The 15,457-nt window shown below is 70.5% G+C and carries 11 protein-coding genes; 4 read left to right on the top strand and 7 right to left on the bottom strand.

All coding sequences use genetic code 11. The annotated features are described in order from the left end of the window. The first annotated feature begins 132 nt into the window (after positions 1–132). A complete protein-coding gene (locus ACH4LD_RS23355; RefSeq protein WP_398053684.1) occupies positions 133–1,959 on the top strand; it encodes an AMP-dependent synthetase/ligase in 1,827 nt (608 codons plus the stop codon). On the opposite strand, the gene ACH4LD_RS23350 is transcribed toward ACH4LD_RS23355, so the two are convergent. Continuing rightward, the gene (locus ACH4LD_RS23350) at positions 1,947–5,372 is read right to left on the bottom strand and encodes a glycosyl hydrolase family 28 protein (protein ID WP_398053683.1); all 3,426 of its coding nucleotides are present in this window, start codon (positions 5,370–5,372) and stop codon (positions 1,947–1,949) included. The genes ACH4LD_RS23355 and ACH4LD_RS23350 overlap by 13 nt on opposite strands. A gap of 9 nt (positions 5,373–5,381) precedes the next feature. Next, entirely contained in the window at positions 5,382–6,158 is a 777-nt protein-coding gene (locus ACH4LD_RS23345) for a heparin lyase I family protein (protein ID WP_398053682.1), read from the bottom strand. Positions 6,159–6,791: 633 nt separating this feature from the next. Between ACH4LD_RS23345 and ACH4LD_RS23340 the strand changes: the two genes are divergently transcribed. After that, the gene (locus tag ACH4LD_RS23340) at positions 6,792–7,628 is read left to right on the top strand and encodes an aldo/keto reductase (protein WP_398053681.1); all 837 of its coding nucleotides are present in this window, start codon (positions 6,792–6,794) and stop codon (positions 7,626–7,628) included. Between the two features lie 108 nt (positions 7,629–7,736). On the opposite strand, the gene ACH4LD_RS23335 is transcribed toward ACH4LD_RS23340, so the two are convergent. Continuing rightward, complete coding sequence (locus ACH4LD_RS23335; RefSeq protein ID WP_398053680.1) at positions 7,737–8,348, bottom strand: hypothetical protein; 612 nt, start codon at positions 8,346–8,348, stop codon at positions 7,737–7,739. A 207-nt stretch (positions 8,349–8,555) separates the two neighbouring features. Here ACH4LD_RS23335 and ACH4LD_RS23330 point away from each other — a divergent pair, with 207 nt between their 5' ends. Next, positions 8,556–9,248 (top strand): glycoside hydrolase family 75 protein, encoded by a 693-nt coding sequence (locus ACH4LD_RS23330; protein WP_132782711.1) that lies wholly within the window; start codon positions 8,556–8,558, stop codon positions 9,246–9,248. 13 nt (positions 9,249–9,261) lie between these two features. Here the strand turns inward: ACH4LD_RS23330 and ACH4LD_RS23325 are convergent, their stop codons facing one another. Continuing rightward, positions 9,262–9,963 (bottom strand): SDR family oxidoreductase, encoded by a 702-nt coding sequence (locus tag ACH4LD_RS23325; RefSeq protein WP_398053679.1) that lies wholly within the window; start codon positions 9,961–9,963, stop codon positions 9,262–9,264. 276 nt (positions 9,964–10,239) lie between these two features. Then, positions 10,240–11,154 (bottom strand): class I SAM-dependent methyltransferase, encoded by a 915-nt coding sequence (locus tag ACH4LD_RS23320; protein ID WP_398053678.1) that lies wholly within the window; start codon positions 11,152–11,154, stop codon positions 10,240–10,242. Between the two features lie 123 nt (positions 11,155–11,277). On the opposite strand from ACH4LD_RS23320, the gene ACH4LD_RS23315 reads away from it, so the two are divergent. Beyond that, a complete protein-coding gene (locus ACH4LD_RS23315; RefSeq protein ID WP_398053677.1) occupies positions 11,278–12,048 on the top strand; it encodes a phytanoyl-CoA dioxygenase family protein in 771 nt (256 codons plus the stop codon). A 36-nt stretch (positions 12,049–12,084) separates the two neighbouring features. Here ACH4LD_RS23315 and ACH4LD_RS23310 read toward each other — a convergent pair whose 3' ends face one another. Together ACH4LD_RS23310 and ACH4LD_RS23305 are read right to left on the bottom strand one after the other, a co-directional pair. Continuing rightward, positions 12,085–13,881, bottom strand: coding sequence for a glycoside hydrolase family 6 protein (locus ACH4LD_RS23310; protein ID WP_398053676.1), 1,797 nt, complete (start codon positions 13,879–13,881; stop codon positions 12,085–12,087). Positions 13,882–13,938: 57 nt separating this feature from the next. After that, positions 13,939–15,414: a cellulose binding domain-containing protein gene (locus tag ACH4LD_RS23305; RefSeq protein ID WP_398053675.1), complete on the bottom strand. Its 1,476-nt coding sequence runs from the start codon at positions 15,412–15,414 to the stop codon at positions 13,939–13,941. Positions 15,415–15,457 lie beyond the last annotated feature (43 nt).

The raw sequence follows: 15,457 nt of genomic DNA, 5'->3' as shown, positions 1-15,457 counted from the left end.
CCCCGTCCCGGCGGAACGTGAGGTTTGCTCGGTTTCCGCACCCCTCCCGCACGCCGATCGGGTGGGGTAGCTTTCACGGCGCTGTGCGGTGCGTGGACCAACGTCACTGAGGCGCGAACACGGGGAGCGAGGTTGCGCGAGTTCACCAACCCTCCGTTGGCGTCGCCGCCGCCGGTGGGCGGTCTGGCAGACGTCGTCTTCGACCATGCCCGGACCGACCCGCTGCACATCGCGCTCGGCCGCAAGGACGCCTCGGGGCAGTGGCGGGACGTCACCGCCGCCGAGTTCCGCGACGAGGTCATGGCCCTCGCCAAGGGGCTGCTGGCCCGCGGCATCCGCTTCGGCGACCGGGTCGCGATCATGTCCCGCACCCGCTACGAGTGGACCCTGTTCGACTTCGCCCTGTGGACCATCGGCGCCCAGGTGGTGCCCGTCTACCCCACCTCCTCGGCCGAGCAGTGCTTCTGGATGCTCTACGACGCCGAGGTCGCCGCGGCGATCGTGGAGCACGAGGACCACGCGATGACCATCGCCACCGTCATCGACCGGCTGCCCCGGCTGCGCCAGCTCTGGCAGCTCGACGCGGGCTGTGTGCAGGAGCTGTACGACGCCGGGGCCCACCTGGACGACGAGGTGGTGCACCGGCACCGGGAGGCGGTCACCCCGGACTCGGTGGCCACCGTCATCTACACCTCCGGCACCACCGGCCGCCCCAAGGGCTGTGTGATCTCCCACGGCAACTTCATGTTCGAGGCGGACACCGTGATCCAGCGCTGGGAGCCGGTGTTCCACTCGAAGAAGGGGGACGAGGCGTCGACGCTGCTGTTCCTGCCGCTGGCGCACGTCTTCGGCCGGATGGTGGAGGTCGCCGCGATCCGCGGCCGGGTCCGCTTCGGCCACCAGCCGCAGCTGCACGCCGCCGCCCTCCTGCCCGACCTCGCCGCCTTCCAGCCGACGTTCATCCTCGCGGTGCCGTACATCTTCGAGAAGGTGTTCAACGCGGCCCGCCGCAAGGCCGAGAAGGAGGGCAAGGCGGGGCCGTTCGAGAAGGCCGTCGACATCGCTGTCAGGTACGCGGAGGCGGTCGAGGCGAAGGCGTGGGGCACCGGGCCCGGCCCCTCGGCGGGGCTGCGGATGCAGCACCAGTTCTTCGACAAGCTGGTGTACGCGAAGATCCGGGCCGCGATGGGCGGCCGGATCCGGAACGCGATGTCGGGCGGATCGGCGATGGACCGCCGGCTGGGGCTGTTCTTCGCGGGCGCGGGCGTGCAGATCTACGAGGGGTACGGCCTGACCGAGTCGACGGCCGCGGCGACCGCCAACCCGCCCGAGCGCACCCGCTACGGCACCGTGGGCCAGGCCATCCCGGGCACGACCGTGCACATCGCCGACGACGGGGAGATCTGGCTGCACGGCTCGAACGTCTTCCAGGGGTACCTGAACAACCCCAAGGCCACCGACCAGACCCTGCACGACGGCTGGCTCGCCACCGGCGACCTCGGCTCCCTGGACGAGGACGGCTACCTGACGATCACCGGCCGCAAGAAGGAGATCCTGGTGACCTCCGGCGGCAAGAGCGTCTCCCCGGGCGTGCTGGAGGAGCGGGTCCGCGAACACCCGCTGGTCAACCAGTGCATCGTCGTCGGCAACGACCGCCCGTACATCGCGGCCCTGGTCACCCTCGACCAGGAGGCGGTCGAACACTGGCTCCAGATGCGCGGCAAGCCGAGGATGACCCCGGCCAAGCTGGTGCACGACCCGGACCTGGAGACGGAGGTGCGGCGGGCGGTGGTCGCCGCCAACACCCTCGTCTCCCAGGCCGAGTCGATCCGCACCTTCCGCATCCTGGCCCAGCCGTTCACCGAGGAACACGGCCTGCTGACGCCGTCGCTGAAGCTGAAGCGGAAGGCCATCGAGAAGGCGTACGCGACCGAGGTCGAGGCCCTCTACCGGGGCTGACCCGACCGCCGGCCTGGACGAAACCCTGGTCCTTCGGACCGGCCGCGGCCGACGCGTCGGCCTGCGCCTTGATCTTCGCCTGCCGGCTGCCGCCGCACGAAGCCCCAACTGTCCCGGCCCATGGCAGGGCGCAGGGCGGCCTGCCCGTTGCCCGGGCGGACGCGCACGGCGGTTGCCGGGGTGGCGTACGACGTGCCGACCCAGGCCTCGTCGATCCGCAGCCGCTGGTAGCGGGTGGTGTCGGTGGCGGCGGCCCAGGTGGAGTCGACCTCCAGGCGGACGTACCGGGCGGTGGCGGCGGTCAGGTCGATGCCCTGGACGCCGCGTGCGCTCGGCAGCCGGCCGGTCTTCACGGCACTCCCCCAGTGCGTGCCGTCGTCGCTCAGGAACACCTTGTACGCCTTGATCCGGGCCGACTGCTCGGTGTCGGAGCGGGCGTAGGCGACGGAGTCCTCGCGCTGGTCGAGCCCGAGGTACCGCACCCTCTTCGCCGAGCCGAGGTCGAAGGTGAGGGTGACGGGGAGGGTCTTGCCGTTGTCCCAGTAGGTGAGGTGGTCGCCGTCGCCGGCGGCGGTGCCGGGGTGGCCGCTCGCCGAGGCGCTCGTGGTGACGGTGACGCCGGACAGGATGCCCTGCCGGCCTGCCGTGGTCACCTTGAAGACGGTGTCGTACGGGTCCCAGGCACCGAGCCCGGTGAGCGTGAGCACACCGCCGGACTGCGACCAGGACACCGCCTTGCCGGTACGGAGGTCGCTCACGGACGCGACGCGGTAGCCGTTGTCGCGGATGCGCAGGGTCCCGGTGCTGGGCGGGGTCAGGACGTGGACGTACTGCCGGTCGGGGTCGCCCTTGGCGATGGTGGTCACGCCGTGGGCGCCGTCGTTCCAGAAGCCGGGCTTGAGGCCGCCGTACATGTAGCCGCCGCCCTCGGTGCCGTGCAGGGACTCCCAGACGGGGTCGAGGTAGCTGTCCGCGAAGGTGTTGAAGGCGGCCTGGTTGGCCGGGAACCTGCCGTTGACCTGGGCGGTCTCGGCCATCAGGGCCTTCACCGAGGAACCGGCGTTGGTGATCAGCCGGCCGAGGGTGAGCCCCCGGTCGACCGCGGGATCGGAGCCGTCGTACCACCAGGCGCCGGTCGACGGCAGTTTGAAGTCCGCCTCGGTCAGGCGAGGCTGGGCGGTGTACACGGCCTGCGGATAGTCGTACGCCGGCGTCATCCCCGTCTTCTGCTCATTGCTGATCATGTCCATGATCGGCGTGTCCTCGTTGTTGTTGCTGAGCGTGTACGAGGGGCGCTTCTCGCGGATCTGCTCGTAGAGGTGGTGGCTCTCCCAGTAGGCGTTGTCGTTGTCGATCCAGAAGCCGCCGAGGTCGGGGTAGCGGTCCATGACCTCGAAGAAGTTGTCGTAGGAGAACCGGCCGAAGCCGTCGCGGGTGGTCAGGTCCACGTCCTCGCCCTTGTAGGCGGAGTACGCGGCCGAGTCGAGCCATTCGTGGCCGCCCTCGGCGTGCCACTGGGGGTCGTCGGTCATGTAGAGGATGACCTTCATGCCCTTGGCCTTGGCGGCGCCGATCAGCTCACCGAGGAAGTCCCGCTGGGTGGAGCAGGAGCCGGGGATCCCGGACGGCCAGGGGCGGGCGTAGCCCAGCCGGCTGTGGAAGGTCGCCAGGACCAGATACTGCGTGTGCAGTTTCCTGGCCTCGTTCACCCAGTAGTCCGGCGTCCAGCCGCCGCTGGTGACGTCCTTCTCCCAGGCGGCGCAGCTCGTGTGGGCGGGCGCGGTGCGCAGGCCCCAGTGCAGGAAGAGGCCGCCGACGGAGTCGCGGAGGAAGGCCTGGCGGGTCTCGTCCGCCGCACGCGGGCGCACCGGCGTGGAGCAGTCCTGGCGGGAGCCGCTCGCCGAGACCCGCAGGGCGCCGCCGGAGGTGGTGCGGCTGTCGCTCAGGCAGTAGCCGGTGACGTTCCGCAAGCCCATGTCGTACGGGGAGCCGTCGCCCTTCTGGGCGGTGAACCGGGTGAAGCGCAGGCCGCTCGCCGCGTCGGCGATGACGGCGGGGCGGCCGTCGTCGACGGCGAAGCGCACCCTGCTGTCGGTGAAGCGCACGTCGTCGGCGTCGTGCAGGTACCAGCCGTAGGCCGGCCGGGTCCCGATGCTCTTCGGGTTGTAGTCGGTGGGGTCGTTGTCGGGCACGCCGGCGGACATGGTGCCGTTGCCGCCGGGCACGGTGATCTCGACGTCGTCGAACCGCACGTGGCTGATCCGGTGGCCGCTCTCGCCCCACAGGGTCGGGCTGAAGGACGGGCTGCCGCCGGTGGCCCTGATGTGGTCGTAGGTGATGTCGCTGATCGAGCCGACACCAGGACTGTTCCCGCACCGTTTCCGGGTGCCGGTCTTCTGCATGATCGGCGAGTGGACGTCCGTCATGGTGATGTCGCGGTAGTGGACGTCGGAGATCTTCGCGCCGTCCATGGAGACCATGCCGAGCCCGGACTTGCCGGCGCCCTCGATGCGGATCTTCTCGAACCGGTAGTCGGAGAAGTCGCCGCAGGTCTCGGAGCCGAACATCAGGGCGTTGCAGCAGCGCGCGGACAGGTGGGAGTCGCTGACCCGGACGTGGCCGTTGGGGAGCTTGGCGCCGAGGGCGTAGTCGCTCTTGAAGACCAGGGCGTCGTCGTTGGCCTCGATGTGCGCGTGGGTGACCGTGACGTCGGTGGTGGAGATGATGTTCCAGCCGTCGCGGTCGCTCGCGGTGTCGATGGTCAGACGGTCGGAGACGACGTTCTGGCAACCGTTGACCAGGGCGGCGAAGTGGCCGCCGCGGCGCAGGGTGAGGCCGTCGCCGAGCCGCAGTCCGTCACACCGGGTCAGGGACAGGATCTTGTCGGCCTCACCGGACCTGGGGGTGCCGGTGATCAGGTTGCCGGCGCCGTCGATGACTCCCTCGCCGGTGAAGCCGATGTTCGTCAGCCGGTCGCCGTAGATCATGGCGTTGTGGAAGTGGCTGTGCCCGTAGTCCTGGTACGCGTCGTTCGGGTTGGGCTCGGGGGCGTCGTAGGTGTCGGCCGAGGAGCCCTGGAGGGTGGCGCCCTTGTCGAGCTGGAGCGTCACGTCGCTCTTCATGTGGATGGTGTTCTTGGACTTGTAGGTGCCGGCGGGGAAGCGGACGGTGCCGCCGCCGGCCGCGTTGGCCGCCGTGATGGCCTTGTCGACGGCGGGGGTGTCGTTGGTGGACCCGTCGCCCTTGGCGCCGTAGTCGCGCACGTCGTAGACGGCGGCGGTGTGCCGCTGCGGGGCCGCGAGGGCCGACGGGTGGGCGAGTCCGAGGACGACGGCGAGGACGCAGAGCACGACGGCCGCCGCCGGCCTTCCGTGCGCGCCCGGGAGGCGCGCCTGACGGTTCGGCGAAAGCATGACGACCCCTCAGACGAGTTGGTAGCCTCGGAGGTTGGTGAGGAGCAGGTAGGTGTCCTGGAGCGATCCGGAGGTGTCGCCGAGGGAGCGGTAGATGCCCCACTTGGGGCGGACGCGGTCGGCCAGGAAGGTGTCCCCGGTCTTCGACTTGTCGAGGACCGTGGTGGAACCGCTCCTGAGGATCCAGCGGACGGAGCCGGCCGAGCCGTTGCCGATCTTGACCTGGAAGTCCACGTCGGTCCATTTGTCGTGCAGCGGGTCCAGGTCCGCCCGGCCGACGAGCACGTCGCCCTCGACGATCTTCAGCTCGATGGTCTGCTTGCCGTCCACCCGGCGCAGGGACTGCACGACGATCGGCGAGGAACCGGCGCCGGGCTGCTTCATCTGCATGATGTGCGTGAACGTGGTGGTGGCCTTCAGGCTGCTGGGGATGTACATCGAGTAGGTGATCCGCCAGGTCTGACCCTCGGTCCACTTCAGATAGCTGCTGCCGCTCGTGCGCAGCCCGGTGACCTCCTGCCGCTGGCGGTCGTCCGAGGTGTCCCGGTCGACCTTGTGCATGTCGAAGCGCCAGTTGTCGCCCGTGGGGTGGATGTGGGGGTGGCCGGCCGGATGGGAGTCCGCGCGGTCGTCCTCGATGGTCTCGAAGGCGCCGAGCCCGTCGGTGCGCGCCGAGGGCGACCACTTCAGCTGCCAGGACGCCGCGTGGGCGCCGGTCGAGGGGACGATCGCCGCCGCGGCACCGCCGAGCGCGGCTCCGAGTACCGCTCTTCTGGATGTGTTCATGACACTCCTCTGTCTCGCAGTTGTTCGTTCGTGATCAGCAGGGCCCGGAAGGCCGTGGAAGCCGTCGGCGGCCCGCTCCCCCGGCCAACTTCCTCCGAAGGCCCAGGAGTTCCGCTCGCGGCCGGCCGTCGGCGCCGCCCGCAGGCGTCGGCGTCTCACGACCCTCCTTCACGTCGGCGTCTCTCGGCCCTCCTTCACGGCGGGCGCACGCCGGCATCTCCCACCGTCTCCACGAGGCGGCGACCAGGGCTTTGCCAGACCTTTTCATCCGATGTCTGGGCACTGGGCGCGTGGGATCGACACGGCATGGCGGGGCTCTCGTTCATGTGGGTGCACCCGACTTCCTGAGGGTGGGGAATCTCAGAGGGGAAGCAGCGGCCGTGGTCAGAGGCCCTTCACATGCATGCACCGGGTTCAGCAACACGTCCGGTGGCGCGATACAGAGTCGCGGCACCACGGTCACCGGTCAATGGTCCGGACCGAGAACGTCGGATGCATTTCCGGCCATTCTCCGCCGGGGACGCTGACTCACCGGTCAGTCTCAGCGGATTCCGCGGTCAGGAATGCGAAGCGGGCCGTGATCGTTGACGATGGGAGTACCACGTTGTCGACAACCGAAGGATCAAGAGGCTCGTGAGCAGCAAGGTCCCCCCGATCATCCTCAACAACGGCGTCGAGATGCCCCAGCTGGGCTACGGCGTCTGGCAGGTGCCGGACGACGAGGCCGAGCGGGCCGTCACCACGGCGCTGGAGGCCGGGTACCGCAGCATCGACACCGCTGCGATCTACGGCAACGAAGAGGGCACCGGCAAGGCCATCGCCGCCTCCGGCCTGCCCCGCGAGGACATCTTCGTCACCACCAAGCTCTGGAACAGCGACCACGGTTACGACTCCACGCTGCGCGCGTTCGACACGTCGCTGGAGAAGCTGGGGCTCGACTACGTCGACCTCTACCTGATCCACTGGCCGCTGCCGTCCCGGGGTACGTACATCGACACCTACAAGGCGTTCGAGAAGCTGCACGCCGACGGCCGCGTCCGCGCCATCGGCGTCTCCAACTTCCTTCCCGAGCACCTGCGGCGGCTGATCGCGGAGACCTCGGTCATCCCCGCGGTCAACCAGATCGAGCTGCACCCGCACCTGCAGCAGCGCGAGGCGCGCGAGTTCCACGCGGAGCAGGGCATCGCCACGGAGGCCTGGTCGCCGCTCGGCCAGGGCAAGGGCCTGCTGGAGGTGCCGGCGATCGTCGCCATCGCGCAGAAGCACAACCGCACCCCGGCCCAGGTCGTGCTGCGCTGGCACGTCCAGCTCGGCAACGTCGTGATCCCGAAGTCCGTGACGCCGTCCCGGATCAAGGAGAACATCGAGGTCTTCGACTTCAGCCTGGACGACGAGGACCTCGCCGCGATCAGCGCGCTCAACGAGGACCGGCGCCTGGGTCCCGACCCGGCCACCTTCGACGTGGGCTGACAGCCGGAGCCGGACGCACGCCCCGCACCACCCGGCACGGCCGTGCGCCCCGCACCACAGCGGGGCGCGCGGCCGTGTGCCGTCCGGCACCCCGCGTCAACCGGCCGCTCAGTCGTAGCGCACGTCCGCGTGCACGACCTCGAACTCCTCCAGGCCGACCACGTCCGCGTGCGCCTTGGCCGACGCCGCGTGCCGCAGGCCCGCGACGGCCGCGCGTGAGGCGGCCAGGGAGGCGCGGTCGAGGAAGAGGGAGCCGGTCATGGCCCGTCCCCGGTCCCGGTCGATCAGCAGGGTCGTCTCGGCGAGTCCGGGCAGCGACTCGGACCTCGGCACCACCGTGGCCCGGAAGGTGTCGACGACCAGATCGGCGTCGCGCGGGTCGAACTCCATCCTGGTGACGCGCAGTCCCCCGCCGTGCCGCGGGTGGCTGACCTCATGGAACACGGCGGCCTCGTAGTTGGCGACCGTCATGGTGCCGGCGAAGGGCTCCAGGAGCCCACTGCGCCGCTCGCGCATCACCTCGTCGCTGTTCCGCCGCGCCTCCTCGGTCTCCCACCAGCTCACCGTGAGGAGCTTGCCGAGTTCCCGGTCCGCGAACACGCCCGCGCCGCGGTAGCCGGGGCGTTCCTCCAGCAGGTCCCGCCCCTCGCTGTTCACCGACCGGATGGCCGCGTCCAGCAGTGCCGGATCACCGGTCGCGTACACCGCACGGACGAACATGAGCCTCACCTCCGGGAGGAAGGGGACCGCCGACAGTGCCGGACAGAACGGATACATCCGTCTTGTCCAGTCTTACCGTCGAGGGAACTCACCGCAATACGCACAGGTTTCGGCCGTTCGCAACACCAGGGTTGACGGGAGCATGGCGAAGAGGCCACCGTGTACGGCACCCGGTAAGGAAACTTTCCTAACAGAAGGGTCCCCCACATGCGTTTCCGAACCCTCACCCTCGCCGCGGCCTCCGGCACCGCCCTGCTCGCCGCCGGCCTGCTGCCCGCGCACGCCTCCGCCGCCTCCCCCAGGTCCGCGCAGGAGGGCACGGTCAGCGCCGCCGACCTGCTCGCCAAGGTGACGTCCTGTTCGCAGATCTCCAACGGCAAGTACCGCACGGACGAGGAGACGTCGGCCACGGTCCCGGTGTGCGGCAAGAACGGCGCGGTGTTCTGGAAGGCCGACATGGACATCGACTGCGACGGCCAGCGCACCACCAACTGCAACGAGGACCGCGACCCCTGGTACCAGGACGACACCGCCTTCCACCAGTCCGACGGCAAGCCGCTGAAGGCGGAGACCCTGCCGTACGTCGTCGTGCCCAGCACCAGCAGCATCTGGAACTACTCCAACGCCGGCATCAAGGGCGGCGGTGTGGTCGCCGTCATCTACAACAACAAGGTCGAGTACGCCGTCGTCGGCGACACCGGCCCCACGCAGATCATCGGCGAGGCGTCGTACGCCACCGCCAAGGCGCTCGGCATCGACCCGGACCCGGCCACCGGCGGCGCCGACTCGGGCGTGACCTACATCCTGTTCAAGAACTCCAAGGTCTCCCCCATCGAGAGCCACAGCGCGGCGGTCTCCCTCGGGGACCAGCTGGCCAAGCAGTTCATCGCCAGCAACTGAGGCGCCCCCTCGGTCAGTTGGGCTGGCCGAGCGGGCGGATGACGACGGTGTTGACATCGACCCCGGCCGGTTGCCGGATCGCCCACACCACCGAGTCGGCGATCTGGCCGGCGGTGAGGAGGTGCCCCGGGGGCAGGCTGCCGAAGCCGTCCCAGAAGGGGGTCTCCACCCGGCCGGGGGCGACCAGCGTGACACCGATGCCGAACTCCGTGACCTGGCGCCGGGTGTTCTCGGCGAGACCGGTCACCGCCCACTTGGTGGCGCCGTAGAGGTTGCCCGGAGTGTTCACGAACCCGGCCACGCTGCCGACCAGGACGATCCGGCCGCGGGTCTCCTTCAGCGCGTCGACGGAGGCGCGGACGAGGAGTGCGGGACCGAGGACGTTGGTGAGGACCATCTCGGTCCAGCCGGACGGGTCGCCCTCCGCCACGGTGTCATGGGTGGCGAAGCCGGCGTTGGCGACGACGGTGTCCAGCCGGCCGTACGCCTTGAGCGTGCGGTCGACCGCGTTCTGTATGTCGTCGTACGCCGACGCGTCACCGGCGACCGTCAGCAGTCCCTCCGGATTCCCCAGGCTCCCGGCGAATTCCCGCAACCGCCGCTCCCCGCGCCCGGTGACGGTGACCCGGTGTCCGGCATCCAGCAGTTGCCGCGCCACAGCGGCGCCGATACCGCTGCCTCCGCCCGTGATGAGCGCGACCGGAGCGTCGTTCATGAGATCCCCCTGCGTTGTGTGTGTCCCGCGGTGTCGAAGACGCCCGGAGTCCATCACTTGGAGACCACTCGAAGTCAAGCCCCCGCCCCGCCGGGCCGGCTAGGTCCTGTCGTCGAACTCCCGTCGTCCGCCCGGAGGGCGGGCCGTGCGGCGTCAGGTGCGTGCTCTCGCCGTGCCGGCCACAGGCCCTCGTACTGGGCGTACTCGGGTCTGGGGCCGGTGCGGCGAGAGTGCGTGCATGGCGTCGCGCGGCAGACGGGAGTTTGACGACAGGGCCTAGCCCCGGCGGACCGCCGTGTGCACGGTGTACGCGCCCAGCACGAACACGTCCGGCCTCACGTGGACGCTCGCCGGGTCGGACGGGTCGAGCAGCCGGTCCAGGGTGGCGCGGTCGTCGGCGTCCAGCGCGTCGCCGAGGCCCTCGCGCAGCCGGGACAGGTGCGCGACGACGTAGGCGCGGGCCGGATCGGTGACGGGGGCCGGCAGGTCGAGCAGGAAGGTCCGGGTACGGGCGTGCTTGAGGCCGGCGGCGGTCAGCAGGGCGGGCCAGTCCTCGGTCTCGGCGACGGAGCCCGGCAGGTCGGCGCGCATCCGGCCGAACCACTCCTCCTCCAGGGCGTCCAGCCGTGCCTGGAGTCCGGGGCGGCCGATCCCGATGTCCCGGGGCAGGAAGCGGGAGGGCAGACCGCCTTCCTGGAGGGCCAGGGTGCCGCCGGGGGCGAGCCGTTCGCCGAACGCGGTGAGCGCCGCCCGCTGGTCACCGAGGTGGTGCAGACTGCGGCTGGCCCACAGCAGGTCGGCCGGATACTCCAACTGGTCCAGCACCTCGGGCAGTTCGCCGGTGACGGTGTCGAAGCGGTCGGCGACGCCCCGGCGGACGGCCCGGGCGCGGGCGCGCTCCAGCAGGGGCGCGGTGGCGTCGACGGCGACGACCCGGGCCCCGGGGAACACCTCGGCGAACAGGCAGGAGACCACTCCCGGTCCGCTGCCCGCGTCCACGATCAGCCCCGGCTCGGTCACCTCCCGCGCGAGCCACGCCATGGCCCGCTCGTACACCGGGGTGAACAGCTCCGCCTGCGCCTCCAGCAGGGGGCCCATCTCGTTCCAGTCGATGTCGGTGCCGTGGTGCCCGTGGCCGTGCCCGTGGCCCTGCCGGTGCGCGGTGTCGTGGTGGTGGTGGTCGTGCGCCATGGTGGTCAGCCTCTCCTCCGGTTGCGGTCAGGGTGCGACGGCATGCCGGACGGAGGCCAGCGGCGTTGCCGATGCGGCAAAAACGGGGTGCGTCCCGGCAAGGTCACCGGCGACGATGGGCCCGTGGACGACAACCTGGTGAAACGCTTCGTCGAAGACGGGTTCGTGAAGATCGAGGGAGCCGTCCCGCCACGGGTCGCCGCGGACTGCGCGCGGCTGCTGTGGCGGGAGACGGGCTACGACCCCGAGGACCGCGCCACCTGGAAGGACCCGGTGGTGTGGGTGGGCGGCATGGCCCAGGGCCCGTTCGCGGCGGCGGCCAACTCCCCGGCGCTGCACGACGCGTTCGACGCGCTGGTGGGCGCCGGACGCTGGGAGCCGCGCTACTCGCTGGGCACCTTCCCGCTGCGCTTCCCGCACCCCGAGGAGCCCGACGACGCAGGGTGGCACATCGAGGGCAGCTACCTCCCCGAGGGCCGGGCGCACTACCACACCAACCTGCGCTCCCGGGACCGCGCGCTGCTGATGCTCTTCCTGTTCAGCGAGGTCACACAGGACGACGCCCCGACCCGGATCCGGGTCGGCTCGCACCTGGACGTGCCCGCGGTGCTCCGGCCGTACGGCGAGGCGGGGGCGTCCTTCCTGGAACTCGGCCCCCGGGTGGCGGCGGCCTCGGCCCACCGCCCCCTCGCCCACGCCACGGGCCGCCCCGGTGACGTCTACCTCTGCCATCCGTTCCTGGTGCACGCGGCCCAGCCGCACCACGGCACCCGGCCCCGCTTCCTGGCGCAGCCTCCGCTGCTCCCGGCCGTGCCGTACGAGCTGGACCGGGCGGACGGGGCGTACTCACCGGTGGAGCGTGCGATCCGCCGGGGCCTGACCGGCGCGGTCTGAACCGCTGCGGTCCGGCCCCGGCGGACGCTCACCCCGCTACGGCAGCGGCGGGTAGGCGTTCTGCATGAGCTGCTGGAACTGGGCGGAGAACCAGTGCCCGGCCAGCGGCGAGTTCGGCAGCGCGCCCGTGGGGTTGTTGCCGTTGCGGGCGTTGCCGCCGTAGGTCGGGTCGCACATCCGGTCGAAGCCCTTGCCCTCGTCGTTGGAGATGGCGGAGCTGGCTCCGTCGGACTCCCCCGGGGGCTTGACCCAGACGTAGGCGTCGATCCCGGCCGCCGGGGCGGCGGTCGGCCGTTCACCGAGGCCGGCGCCGCTCTGGTTGCACCAGTTGCCGGCGTGGATGCGCCGGTCGATGCGGCTGCCGTTGACGTAGTCGTCGACGGAGGTCAGGGGGCCGGACTTGGTGGGCCTGGCGGAGCCGCCCCAGCCGTTGCGGGAGGTGTCGATCAGCATGCCGAGGTTGCTGTTGAACCCGGACGCGACGAGCTTGTCGCGCAGGGCCTGGGCGAAGGACTGCTCGTCCACGTACTGGTTCCAGTCGACCCACTTCGACTGGCGCACGGTCTGCCCGTTGACGCTGTCGGTGACCTTGAAGTACGGCTCCTTGGTGGCGCTGTAGTTGGCGGTGTTGACGATGAAGCCCGTCACGTCGTTCACGCTCGCGCCGTTGGTGGTGGCGACCTTGTAGAACTCCTGGACGGTGGGCCCGAAGTTGGAGTCCCAGCCGAGCCAGGCGTGGTGGCCGGCGTCGATGTAGTTGTAGACGTTCGGGATGGCGCCCAGCTTGTCGAGGGCGTAGCTGACGCCCTTCTCGTAGTTGCCGTTGGACTTCATGGTCGCGCAGGCGTCGGTGCTGCCCGCGGTGCCGCCCGCGTTGGTGACCAGGTTGGGCAGCGAGTCCGGCTCGATGACGGTGGCGATCCGCAGGCCCGCGTACTTGGGGTCGGAGAGGATCGACGCGATCGGGTCGATGTACTGGCTCTTGTACTTGTCGATGTCGTTCGGACCCAGTTCTCCGTTGGAGGCGAGGGCGGAGCAGTCGCGGCCGGGCAGGTCGTAGATGACCAGCTGGACGACGAGTTCGTCCGAGCCCTTCTGCTTCAGTGCCTCGTCCAGGTGGGCGCGCAGGCCCATCCCGCCGTTCACGCCGTTGATGGCGGCGATCCGGTCGAGCCACACGGCGGTGGGCTGGTTGGCGATGCGGCTGCCGCCCGGTTCGGCGGCGGCGTGCGCCGACCACTCCGGGTTCACGTAGCCCTTGGCCCCGCTGTAGGGGTTGTCGACGCGGTTGCCGGTGCCTCCACCGCCGTCTCCGCCACCCGTGCCCCCACCGGTGTCTCCGCCGGTTCCGCCACCGGTTCCGCCGCCGGTGTCCCCACCGGTGCCGCCGCCGCTGCCGCCGCTGCCGTCGTCCACGTTGCAGGTGACGCCGTCGAGCGTGAAGGTGGCGGGGACGGAGTTGGTGCCGCTGAACGTGCCGTTGAAGCCGAAGCTGACCGTGCCGCCGGTCGCGAGCGCGCCGTTGTAGCTCTCGTTGGCCGCGGTGACCGCGGTGCCGTTCTGGCTGATCTTCGCGTTCCAGCCGTTCGTGACCTTCTGGGTCCCGCCGTACGACCACTTCAGCGACCAGGCCGACTTGGCGGCGCCGTTGTTGGTGATGGTCACGGCGGCGGTGAAGCCGGTGTCCCACTGGCTCTGGATCTTGTAGTCGACGGCACAGGGCACGGCGGCGACGGCGGCGCCCGGGCCGGCGGGCAGGGCCGCGAACGCCGTTCCGGAGGCTCCGGCGAGGAGGCCCAGGGCCACCAGCAGTGTTGTCTTGGTACGAGTCATGAGTGCGGGTTCCTTCGGTGTTCCGTGGGATCTACGGGTTGGATCCACGGTTTGGATCTACGGGTTGAGGGCGCGCAGATGGTCACGCAGCCCGGCGCCGTACGCGGTGGGAGTGCCGTCGTAGGCGGAGATCAGGGACGGCCCGGAGGAGCAGTCCCAGGTGTTCCAGGTCCAGCCGAGGTAGGACAGGTCGTGGTCGTCGAACCACTTCATGACCCGGTCGGTGAACCCGTGCGCGCAGGTGTTCTCGCCGATCTCCCCGGCCACCAGAGGCACTTGGGCGGCGACCGGGGCGAGGGTGGAGTTCCAGCAGCTCTCGCTCGCGCAGGAGTTGAAGTTGTAGACGTGGTACGCGGCGGCGAGATTGCCGGCCGGGTCGGTCGGCCTGTACGCGGTCCACTGGCTGAGGTCGTTCGAGTACGCCAGGCCGCCGGCCATGATGACGTTCTTCGCGCCGGTGGCCCGGACGCTGTCGACGAGGTCCTGCATGCCGGCGACCTCGTAGGAGATCCCGGGGCAGGTGCCCCCGTCCCGCCAGCACGTCCAGGCGTCCGTGGCGCTGGAGGCCGCCCGGTCCGGGTACGGCTCGTTGAACAGGTCGAACACGGCCGCCCGGTCGTCCTTGAAGGCGCTCGCCACCGAGGACCAGAACGCCGGGGAGTACCGCATGTCGGGCATCGGCTTCTGGCAGGTGGCGTGCACGTCGGAGCAGCCGGCCGAGTTCCCGGTGTACTGGCCGTAGGACCAGTGCAGTTCGAGGACCGGGGTCATGCCGTGCGCCTCGACGCGCGCCACCAGTTCCTTGACGGCGGCGATGTAGTTCGCGCCGCCGTACTCGGGCTTGACGTCGGACAGGCCCAGCCAGCACTCCTCGTTGAGCGGGATGCGGACGGTGTTGGCCTTCCAGTCGGCGATCGCCTTGACCGCCGCGTCGTCGACGGGTCCGTCCCAGATGCCGTAGCCCTGTACGCACATGAACTCGCCGCCGGACCGGTTGACGCCGAGCAGGCGGCGGGTGGTGCCGTCGGCGTCCACGAGCTTGTTGCCGGAGACCCGCAGCGCGGGCGGGGTGCCGCCGGACGGCGGCGGGGTAGTCGGCGGCGGGGTGGTCGGCTCCGCGTCGACGTTGCAGGTCGTGCCGTTGAGCTTGAACGCGGCCGGCGCGGGGTTGCTCCCCGACCAGGAGGCGAGGAAGCCGGCGCTGACGCTCGCACCGGTGCCGAGCGCGCCGTTCCAGCCCTCGTTGGCCGCGGTCACGGTGGTGCCGGACTGGGACCACTTCGCGTTCCAGCCCTGGCTGACCTGCTGTCCGCCGGCGAAGTCGAAGGTGAGCTTCCAACCGCTCAGCGCGGACTGGTTGTTGGTGACCTTCACCGAGCCCTGGAAGCCGCTGTCCCACTGGCCGGTGACGGCGTACTCCACCGTGCAGGCGGGCGTGGCTCCCTGGGCCGCCACCACCGGCACGACCACGCTCCCGACGAGCGCGACCGCACCGGCGGCGGCTAAAAGTACTGAACGCGGGGGGTGTCGCATGAGCGACTCCTTGCAGCTTGGCGCGTCGTGACGGACGCGTCGA

This window comes from Streptomyces sp. NPDC017676 (assembly GCF_044329325.1).
Lineage (GTDB): Bacteria > Actinomycetota > Actinomycetes > Streptomycetales > Streptomycetaceae > Streptomyces.
This window is presented reverse-complemented; position numbering and strand designations above follow the sequence as displayed.

Bases quoted from the DNA above. Each gene is read 5' to 3' on its own strand.
- ACH4LD_RS23320 (WP_398053678.1), bottom strand. From the start codon at position 11,154: ATGGCGCACGACCACCACCACCACGACACCGCGCACCGGCAGGGCCAC.
- ACH4LD_RS23310 (WP_398053676.1), bottom strand. From the start codon at position 13,881: ATGACTCGTACCAAGACAACACTGCTGGTGGCCCTGGGCCTCCTCGCC.
- ACH4LD_RS23305 (WP_398053675.1), bottom strand. From the start codon at position 15,414: ATGCGACACCCCCCGCGTTCAGTACTTTTAGCCGCCGCCGGTGCGGTC.
- ACH4LD_RS23345 (WP_398053682.1), bottom strand. From the start codon at position 6,158: ATGAACACATCCAGAAGAGCGGTACTCGGAGCCGCGCTCGGCGGTGCC.
- ACH4LD_RS23335 (WP_398053680.1), bottom strand. From the start codon at position 8,348: ATGTTCGTCCGTGCGGTGTACGCGACCGGTGATCCGGCACTGCTGGAC.
- ACH4LD_RS23325 (WP_398053679.1), bottom strand. From the start codon at position 9,963: ATGAACGACGCTCCGGTCGCGCTCATCACGGGCGGAGGCAGCGGTATC.
- ACH4LD_RS23330 (WP_132782711.1), top strand. From the start codon at position 8,556: ATGCGTTTCCGAACCCTCACCCTCGCCGCGGCCTCCGGCACCGCCCTG.
- ACH4LD_RS23350 (WP_398053683.1), bottom strand. From the start codon at position 5,372: ATGCTTTCGCCGAACCGTCAGGCGCGCCTCCCGGGCGCGCACGGAAGG.